Annotated in this window: 11 protein-coding genes; 2 read left to right on the plus strand and 9 right to left on the minus strand. The window is 44.8% G+C overall.

The annotated features are described in order from the left end of the window. The 4 genes from F7C14_RS06855 to F7C14_RS06870 all read right to left on the minus strand — a co-directional run. Positions 1–746: acyl-CoA dehydratase activase (locus F7C14_RS06855; RefSeq protein WP_290901242.1), on the minus strand; the 746-nt coding region annotated here is incomplete at its 3' end. 9 nt (positions 747–755) lie between these two features. Then, positions 756–2096, minus strand: a complete 1341-nt coding sequence (bzdO, locus tag F7C14_RS06860; protein ID WP_290901244.1) for a benzoyl-CoA reductase, bzd-type, subunit O — start codon at positions 2094–2096, stop codon at positions 756–758. 4 nt (positions 2097–2100) lie between these two features. Continuing rightward, entirely contained in the window at positions 2101–3282 is a 1182-nt protein-coding gene (locus F7C14_RS06865) for a 2-hydroxyacyl-CoA dehydratase (RefSeq protein WP_290901246.1), read from the minus strand. 109 nt (positions 3283–3391) lie between these two features. Then, positions 3392–3925: a winged helix-turn-helix domain-containing protein gene (locus F7C14_RS06870; RefSeq protein ID WP_290901248.1), complete on the minus strand. Its 534-nt coding sequence runs from the start codon at positions 3923–3925 to the stop codon at positions 3392–3394. 80 nt (positions 3926–4005) lie between these two features. Between F7C14_RS06870 and F7C14_RS06875 the strand changes: the two genes are divergently transcribed. Further along, positions 4006–4845: an EamA family transporter gene (locus F7C14_RS06875; RefSeq protein WP_290901250.1), complete on the plus strand. Its 840-nt coding sequence runs from the start codon at positions 4006–4008 to the stop codon at positions 4843–4845. Here F7C14_RS06875 and F7C14_RS06880 read toward each other — a convergent pair. The 4 genes from F7C14_RS06880 to F7C14_RS06895 all read right to left on the minus strand — a co-directional run bounded on the left by F7C14_RS06880 (position 4842) and on the right by F7C14_RS06895 (position 7298). Then, positions 4842–5042 (minus strand): hypothetical protein, encoded by a 201-nt coding sequence (locus tag F7C14_RS06880; RefSeq protein ID WP_290901252.1) that lies wholly within the window; start codon positions 5040–5042, stop codon positions 4842–4844. The genes F7C14_RS06875 and F7C14_RS06880 overlap by 4 nt on opposite strands. Positions 5043–5044: 2 nt before the next feature. Beyond that, positions 5045–5356, minus strand: coding sequence for a ferredoxin family protein (locus F7C14_RS06885; RefSeq protein ID WP_290901254.1), 312 nt, complete (start codon positions 5354–5356; stop codon positions 5045–5047). Between the two features lie 76 nt (positions 5357–5432). Further along, positions 5433–5897, minus strand: coding sequence for a GNAT family N-acetyltransferase (locus tag F7C14_RS06890; protein ID WP_290901256.1), 465 nt, complete (start codon positions 5895–5897; stop codon positions 5433–5435). A gap of 54 nt (positions 5898–5951) precedes the next feature. Then, a complete protein-coding gene (locus F7C14_RS06895) occupies positions 5952–7298 on the minus strand; it encodes a RuvB-like helicase (RefSeq protein WP_290901258.1) in 1347 nt (448 codons plus the stop codon). Positions 7299–7448: 150 nt separating this feature from the next. Here F7C14_RS06895 and tsaA point away from each other — a divergent pair, with 150 nt between their 5' ends. Further along, on the plus strand, positions 7449–7934 hold the full coding sequence (tsaA, locus tag F7C14_RS06900; protein WP_290901261.1) for a tRNA (N6-threonylcarbamoyladenosine(37)-N6)-methyltransferase TrmO: 486 nt from the start codon (positions 7449–7451) through the stop codon (positions 7932–7934). A gap of 6 nt (positions 7935–7940) precedes the next feature. On the opposite strand, the gene F7C14_RS06905 is transcribed toward tsaA, so the two are convergent. After that, on the minus strand, positions 7941–8726 hold the full coding sequence (locus tag F7C14_RS06905) for a sulfite exporter TauE/SafE family protein (protein WP_290901263.1): 786 nt from the start codon (positions 8724–8726) through the stop codon (positions 7941–7943). Positions 8727–8798 lie beyond the last annotated feature (72 nt).

An 8798-nucleotide genomic window follows, 5' to 3' on the forward strand; every position in this document is an offset into this window, starting at 1 on the left:
CCTATAGCTGGAACGACTTCCGGCGGGTAGTTTTCTGGAACGTAAACCTCTCTTTCAAGCTCTCTCTTCATGGCGTCGATGAATCCTATGTCGTTAGCTAATCCACCTATTAGTAGAACGTCGTCCCTAATTTCGAGCCTTCTTGCAATTGAAGCCACTCTGTCTGCTATGGCATCGTGAATGGCCCTCGAAATCTCAGCCTTCGGAACGTTAGCATGGAGGAGAGAAACAACTTCAGATTCGGCGAATATGACGCACTGAGCATTCATCGGAATACTTTTCGTCGCTTGCAACGCAAGCCTCCCGAACTCTTCCGGAGTAACTTCTAAATAGCGAACCATCGCATCCACGAATGATCCGGCTCCGGCTGCGCATTTATCTGCTAAAGCAAAATCTTTAACGTTTCCGTTATCGTCCAAGCTTATTGCTCTACTTTCTTCAGCTCCAACTTCAATTACCGTTCTCGTCGATGGTCTTACGTAGTAAGCTCCCTTTGCAGCGGAAATAACTTGAGTTGTTTCGTCATCAGCAAAGGGAGCGGCGATTTTTCCGAAGCCGGTGGCTATTATTCTTTTAACGTCGTCCTTGCTTACCCCAGCTTTGCTCAAAGCTTCCTCAAAAGCTGAACTGGAGGTTTGCTTTAAATCTGTCCCGGTTCTCGTGATAACATAGGAGAGAACTTCCTTATTTTCGTTCATCACGACGACTTTCGTGTATTTAGATCCGACATCTACCCCAACAAACATAGCATCACCTCACGCAAGCTTTTCTACACCCAAACTCTGCATGAATGAATCTATGACATTAAAAGTTCTCGCCTCGTCAAACTCTCTCGGATCGGCCATGTTCCCTTCGTAAGTTGCAACCGGCACCCCTTGCTTAACTAAGTAGTCTCTCACTTCGAGCGTTGACATGTTCCAGAGTTCGCAACCTCTGTTGAGGTGCATTATTATTGCATCAGCCTTCCAGTCCTTTATCATCTGGTAGGTTTCGAGCTTCCTTATCCAGTGGGAATACTCGTGCTGCCAGGAAGCTCTGTACTTTAAGTTGAACATCGCAGTCCACCATAGAGCACTTCTTCTGTCATGGATTTCAAATCCCGCCTCTTCTGGCGTTGGTGCCGGCTCCCAGACCCACTTTTCTCCCTTTTCGTCCATGCACTTCCAAGCCCCTCCCAATCCGAAGGTGTAGATGCTTCCGACAGATACAGCTCCGTACGTTTGTTCCAAGTACCTGTAAACTTTCAGGAATGGCCAAGGCGGTGGGTTGTCAGTCACGAACCTGAACTGCTCGTAGGTTAAAGCACCTATGCCTCTCTTTACTCTGCTTTCCACTTCTTTGTACAGCTTCTCATAGAGCTTCACAACTTTCTCGTCACTTCTTTTAAGAAGCGTTAGGACGTAGAAGGAGAACATGCTCTTCTCTTCCATCGGGGCTGGAGTGGCTTGGTTGAGCTTGCAGATCTTAGCCCAGAGCGTCATCGACTTAGCTTCGTTTTCAACAGCCTTGATCAAAAGTTCGTCATCGTACTCCCTTCCCGTAATCTTTTCCATCCAGGTAATTGCATCTTCAAGCTGTCTGACCACATATTCGATCTTCTTGTCGTCCAGTAAGTAACCCGGACCGACCGAAATATCAACAGCGTAGGTTGGCACACCTCCTTCAAGTTCAGCGGCGTAGTGATACCATTTCGCATGGGTGCAGCAGATGTGTATCGTGAAGTTGAAGTCGGGCTTGGGGAATGGCTCGACTTCGGTTCCATCGGCAAGGAGGTACTTGTTCATCGCTATGCTTCCCCAGTAGTTCCTCATGTATCCACATAGGTCTCTTGCGGCACCTTTTCTCTCTATAGCTTCAAGAGCTCTGTAGGAGAAGTCTCTGAAGAAAGCGCATGTCGCTCCGTAAGGTTCGCCGGTTAGCGGATAAACGTCTTCTCCCAATCCGGCTGGCACAGCATCGAAAGCCCAAGCTGAACCAGCCCATCTGATTCCGCCTTTCTCCTTAGCTTCAAGGTAGTTCTTGTAGTACTCCATTCTATACTTCTTGAAATCGTCCCAACACTCAAACGGTCTAACCTTAACTTCCGTCACGATCATCACCTCAGATGTAAAGATCTTCTTCACCCATCGATTCGATTAGAGCTTCAACTCTCGTTCTGAATTGACCGACGGGCTGTGTTAAATCAAGCTCCAAGTGCAAATGAGGAACGCCCATTTTGTCGAGCATGTCTCTCAGCGAAGGAATATCAAGCTCGTGAGGATCGCAGAACTTCATCTGGGCTATAATTACGGCTTCAACGTTCCAGTCCTTTATCACTCTCTCTATAAACTGGAACCTTCTTCTTCCGAAGAAGTCTCCCCTCGCCCAATCTTTAGCCGGACACGGAACTCTGTAGACATACCTCCTTGCCAAAGCCATTAGCTTATCATCTCCGTTTTCTACAGTTCCCCAGAAGTATCTTGAGCCAGTACAATTCTCCTCAAACACAAAAGTGGCTGGATAGTCCATTCCGTATTCGATGAGCTTGAACAACTCCTCGTCGTAATCCTCACTTCCAATTAGCATGAACCTCGTTCCAACTTCTCTGTCACTCTCAACCTCGGGCAACTTTTCAACCAAGCTTTCAAGAACTTCGTTGTGTTCTGCTTTATCTACAACTTGGGAAGAAACGACCATGTACATCGCATGCAATCCAGTTATCTTTGGATCGTCAGCCTTTCTGAATTCGAAGACCTTCATCATAAGCTCGCGGTTCTTGTTGTAAACCTGAATAGCCTCTTCAAGGTCTTTGTCCGAGATCGTTGTGCCTGTCCACTCTTCCACAGCCGCTTTGAACTTCTCGAACTCGTGCTTTGCGTAATCTGCAGCGTACGGGTTATTCACGCCGTGAGGGAAGGGCAAGTAGTAGCTCCACTCTATGTTTTCGACTCTGTCAGCAAAGCTAAAGTAAGACTGCCTCATGTGCAAGCAAGACTGAGCGATAGTGACTCCGTCAAGATAATTGTACCTCCCCTGCAACCCTTGAGCTAACGTGTCGTGGCAGAAGGGGCAGTACATATCGTGCAGATACGGACGGGTAATACTCTCCGGCTCGTGACTTCCAAGAATTCTCACGGGCAGTATTCCAGCTGCGTAGAGAATTTCCTCTGGCACGTAGGTGCAGAAGTACCCTACCACTTTCCCCCCGGTTTTCTCCTTCCATTTCTTCGCATATTCATGCCTCTTTTCGAACCATTCCTTGAATTGCCTAATCTCAGGTAAGTTTTCCACGTTTTCTCCCATTCTATCCCCCCGATCCGTTAGTGTCAACTTTTACCGCTGTTTAACCTAATGTTGTAAAACAGGTATTTAAAGTTTTCTGGATAATGGTGGAAAAATAAGCGGTTAGATTTTACATTGTATCAGGAGATTCGGATATGACATCGTCAAGCAACGACTCATCGAAGCGGAACTTCAAGATTCTGTAGATTATCTGCAAGTCGAGATCTTGGATTAGAACCCCGTACTCTTTAAGAAAGTGGTGCACCCACCTCGAAACTTCCTGAAAACTTCTAAAAACCATCAGCGTTTTCCACCTCATAATTCCGTCGGTTGTGAAAAACAAAACCACATTTGGGGAGGAAACGAGATATTCGTATGTTCTCCTCCAGTGTTCTGCAAAGTTTTCGTTGTTGAAGCTCATCTCCATGAAAGCGAAAATGAAGTAATTCTCGTTCGGAATCACTGTCTCTCTAAATATCTCCTGCTCCTTCATCTCCTTTATTATTTCTGCAACTCTCGCATGACTCAGGCTTATGTTGTATTTTTCCTTTAAAACCTCGCTGAGCTTCCTTGTTGTTATGTCGGGGTCCGCTATTTTTTCCCTCAAAATTGCCTTCCTTGTCTTGTCGAGTTTAACTATCGGTGTTCTTAAGTCAAAGTCCATGAATTTTGTTAAGCTTTATTGATATATAAACGTGATGCTGTAAAGAAACATATTTAAATATATCCGAATGATTTCGAAAAGTGTTCGGAGAGATCTTCGCTTTGCTGTCTTCGGTTTTCTGGGGGTTGAACGGAATATTTGTGAGGAAGGCTCTTCAAGATGTAAACCCTCTTTCGGGCACTTTGTTCATTCTAACCGTTAACACGCTCTGGCTCGTTTTTCTTGTTATTGCCGACGGAACATTGTCAAAAAATCTAACAATCGGCTTCGAAAACGTCCTCTTTCTCGCTTTAGCTGGGTTGATACAGCAGTTTATGGGAAGGACGATGACGTATTTCTCGGTTCATTACATCGGCTCTTCGAGAGCTTATACAGGAACGTCGACGAGAATATTCTTCTCGGCAATCCTCGGAATGATCATTCTTGGGGAAAAACCAACTTTTTTAGTCGCGTTTGGAAGCGCATTAATGATTTTCGGGCTGTACGTGTTTACGACGGAGGATATAAGAAGAGAGGGATTGGCTTTGTCTTTAGCGGCAGGCTTTATGTACGGATTAGCTGCTATCTTTGTGAAGGTGGGAATAATTGAGGAAAGCGTATCTTTAAGCAATTTGATTTCCCTTCTTTCTGGGGTTTCCGCTCTTTTCGTTTTCTCCGCTTACAAAGGAAGGGTGAAGCCCGAAAAAATATCCCCCTATTTATTTCTCTCAGGAACAGCTCTCTTCATCGGAACGTACTTTTACTTCCTATCCCTAAGCACGACTCCCGTGGTTATCGCTGTTCCGCTCTCGAATCTCTACCCAATATTTACGACTTTCTTCTCCATCCTTTTCATTCAATCTCTCGAAAAAATAGCGTTGAGGACGGTTTTCGGTGTTGTTTTAACTGTCCTCGGAGCGACACTCGTTTATTTTGGTTAGTCCTCGTAAAGTTCATCGTCTTCTTCATCCTTTTTCCTTATCCAGATCTCCACGTAGTCTCCGCCAAGATAGCAAACTCCGCACTCCCTGTCACAACTCTTAGCATCCACTACCTTCACTTCGTAACCCATGGACTCGTAAAGTTCTACGTACTCCTTCGCCCTATCCCTTTCAATCGTGAAGGCTCGCTTCCACATGGCTACCAGCTATGAGATATCGCTCCGTTCGGGCAAGCTTTAACGCAAGGCAAATCCTCGACTTTGTATCCGCTTGCCGGCTTACATTGAGCACAGCTAAACCTAAGCTTGTTTCTGTGCTCTTCCTTAACTATCGCAACGGGCTCATCTCTCAGAGGATCGTTTGGATCCTCTTCAACGACCTCAAAAACTCCAGCTGGACAAACTTCAACGCACTTAGCCACTTCGTAATCAACGCAACCATCGCATTTATCCGTGTCTATGCTGATGTAATATGTTCCAGATCCATCCCTATAGCCGTACTGGGCAATCATAAACAAACTTTACAATGTAAAGTTTAAAAGGTTTTTCTTATTACATTGTAAATTTTAAAAATTAACGATCTCGAATTTAGGGAACTTCCATTTCCAAGTAGATTTTCGTTGCCGACGGCTTGAATCCCGCTCTTCTGAAAAAGCTGAGCAGATCCCAATTCTCTTCCCAGTCGACGATTGTGTAGATCTTCGTCACTCCCGCAGCTCTGACGTTTCTCACGAACTCCTTAAAAAGCTCCTTTCCTATCCCCATCCTCACGAAATCTTTGTCGACTCCCATCGTTGTAATGTATGCCGTATTTTCGGGAATACCGAATTCTCCCGAGAAAACAGTTCCGGCTATAAATCCAACAAGTTTACCGTCGTATTCGGCTGCAAGAGAAGTTATTATAGCGTGCTCAGCGTTAAGAATCTCGTTGAATAGTCTTTTATAGTACTCCTCCCTCCTCTCTCCCGTGTATTCTGAATCGATTCTAACGACTTCCTCAAAATCCTCTTGTCGCAGGGGACGAATAACGAGTTTGTTTGCATCCAGCGCCATAATGCTCACCTAATTAATTATTTACAATTTCTCCGATAAAAAAGTTTTGTAAAATCAGGAAGTTAACATCTTTTCTTCCCATTTCTTCAGATATGAGGAGCTCGTACTAACATCTACGAACAGCTCGGCAGCCCTTTCGACATCTTCGACATCTATCTTACCCGAATTTCTCAACTTGGCGAACTCGTTGGCTGGGGCAAGCAATTGCACGGCATATCTTAAACTGAACTTGACTCCTAATTCTGTCAACTTTCTCAAAGCATCGTCGCTTAATTCTACTCCCATCTCCGAAGCTCGGATTCTTATTATCGCTTCTATCTCGCTCTCAGTGTAAGGTTCGGTGGTTATTATCAGCAGCCTGTCCAGCAAGTCCAAGGGAATTCCGTGAGGTGCTATAACGTCGGTTCCTCTTATTTTCGCAAATCCTCGGTTTGAAGCGAGAATTATTATCGGTGCCATTTCGGACTCCATCGCTCTGTTCATGAAGGAGAACAGCTCTATGTCCATTAGGTGGGTTTCGTCTATAAACAGCACTCCCGGAACGAGCTCGGCTCTTCCTTCTTCCACCCATCTTTTAACTTGCTCATCCACTGCCTCTCTTATCTCGTTGTCTATCTCTCGGCTCTCTCCGGAGAATAACGAAAATATACTGCTTCTTCTTGCGTTAGCCTCGTCGAGGTCGTGCAGTGTTACAACGTATGTGAACTCCTTCTCCTTCTCCACGCTTCCAGAGGGAACTTCTACAACCTCCTCTCCTCCTATGTCGTACTTCTTCGAAGCTTTCTCGCTCCTTCCGAGCTTAACGATTCTTCCAGTCTCCTTGTCGATCATTATTACGTCTCCTACCTCTATCCCTTGGTACATGAACTGCAAGGCTAACCTTCCGCTTATGCTGAAAGTTCTTTTTTCACTCTTCGTGGCGAGGGTGAGCGTTGCCGACTCTGGAATCTTTTGAGTGGGGTTGTAGGGATTCGGTACCATGTTGTAGTCCAGTCCAACTACCTCTCCTTCGAGAACGACCCTCCTCTCTTTTATCCTCACTCCTATTGCTTTTCTCATCGTCTGGATTAGCGCTTCAGTCTTTTTCATCTCCGCACTATAAAACTCGCTTGCCGAAACCTGAACGAAGGGAATGTCTTTTCCAAGCTCCTTACTTATGGCAACTGCTATAGCAGTCTTTCCAGTTCCTGGGGGTCCGGCGATGAGAATTCCTCTGCCAGCCATTTTTCCTTCTTTTATCAGCTTAACTATTACTCCAGCCGCCTCTCTTGCCTTCTTCTGCCCTACAAGTCCATCAGCCACATCTTTCGCTTTCAGGTTCTCGTCCAGTCCCAATCCTTTAATGTGGGAGTGGGCGCTGATTCTTTCGAATTTTGAAGCAATCTCTCTTATCTCCTCCATAAAAATCACCGAAATTAGTGGAAAATAATTTCATAATAAGATTTTTGGTTGTTATCTTTGTCTCGAAGTACTTTTCAAAGAAAAACAAGAGGTTTCAAACGTAAATACCTTCAGACAAGATTTAAGTAATTTTTAGAGATTTAATCAATGATGGAGATTCGGTATAGACCGATAGGAATTATATATACTCCATTTAAAGAGCCAAAAGGAACCCCTATCCAACCCACAGCTGCTAAAGGCGTTCACGGAAGAGTTGAAGTGTTCCCAGAGTACGCTGAAGGTTTGAAAGACTTAGATGGTTTCTCTCATATTATTTTGATTTATCATTTTCATCTATCTAAAAAATTCTCGTTGAAAGTAAAGCCGTTTATGGATGATCAAATGCGGGGTGTTTTCGCAACGAGAGCTCCAAGCAGACCGAATCCTATTGGTATTTCAGTTGTAAGATTAATCAAAATTGAAGGAAACATTTTGCACATCCAAGATGTTGACATAGTGGATGGAACACCTCTTTTGGATATTAAACCTTACGTCCCAGAATTTGACGTGAGAGTAGTTGATAGAGTGGGATGGCTTGAGGGAAATTTAAACAAGTTACACAGCTTAAGGGACGATGGAAGATTTCAAAAAGAATAAAAAGGGTTATACGAGACTGACGTACCCCTGCCAGATGAACTTCAGCGAGACGTATAGGAAGACGAAGCCAAATATTGCTTTGATTGCCCAAGCTGGAACGATTTTCGTGAGCCTTGCTCCGATCTGTGCGCCGATAATCGTTCCCACACCCAAGCAGATCGCAGCTATTACGTCAACGACACCCTGATAAAGTTTGAACGCTCCGCTCACGACTGCCATGCTGATGAATGAAGCCAATGAAGTACCAACCGCAATCTTTACCGGGGAACTTAACAAATATATGAACGAAGGGACTAAAGCGTAACCACCCCCAAGACCAACGATACCCGTGATAATTCCTATAAAGAATCCTATCGTAGCTTTTGCCACTTTTGAGCCGGGAACGACGTTGCCAGATTTTTCTGGCATTTTTCTCTTAACAATTCCTTCATATACCATCCTAATCGAGACGTAAAGGAACGCAAAGCCGAGAATGAAGTTTAGCAACCAAAGTTGACTCGCTATGTAGAAGAAAATTACTGAGCCCACAGCAGCGCCAACAGCACCACTTACAGCAACAACTTTAGCTGTAGAATAGTCGACGTTTTTCATCCTTATGTGCCCTATCGCTCCGGAAGTGGCGGTTAGGATTACCGCAGTTATTGTCGTTCCAATTGCAACGGGCAGAGGGTATCTAAATAAGAATACGAGAGAGGGTAGCATGATTACGCATCCTCCAATCCCCAGCAATCCTCCCAGCGTCCCCGCAATTAGCCCAGTTACGATAAGTGCAATTACTGATGTCACATCCACCAAGGCAAACACCTCCTAACACGCTGGAAACACAATTCCATGTTGTAATTTATGTTATAAACGATACTTAAG

The organism is Ferroglobus sp., assembly GCF_015521575.1.
Classification (GTDB): domain Archaea; phylum Halobacteriota; class Archaeoglobi; order Archaeoglobales; family Archaeoglobaceae; genus Ferroglobus.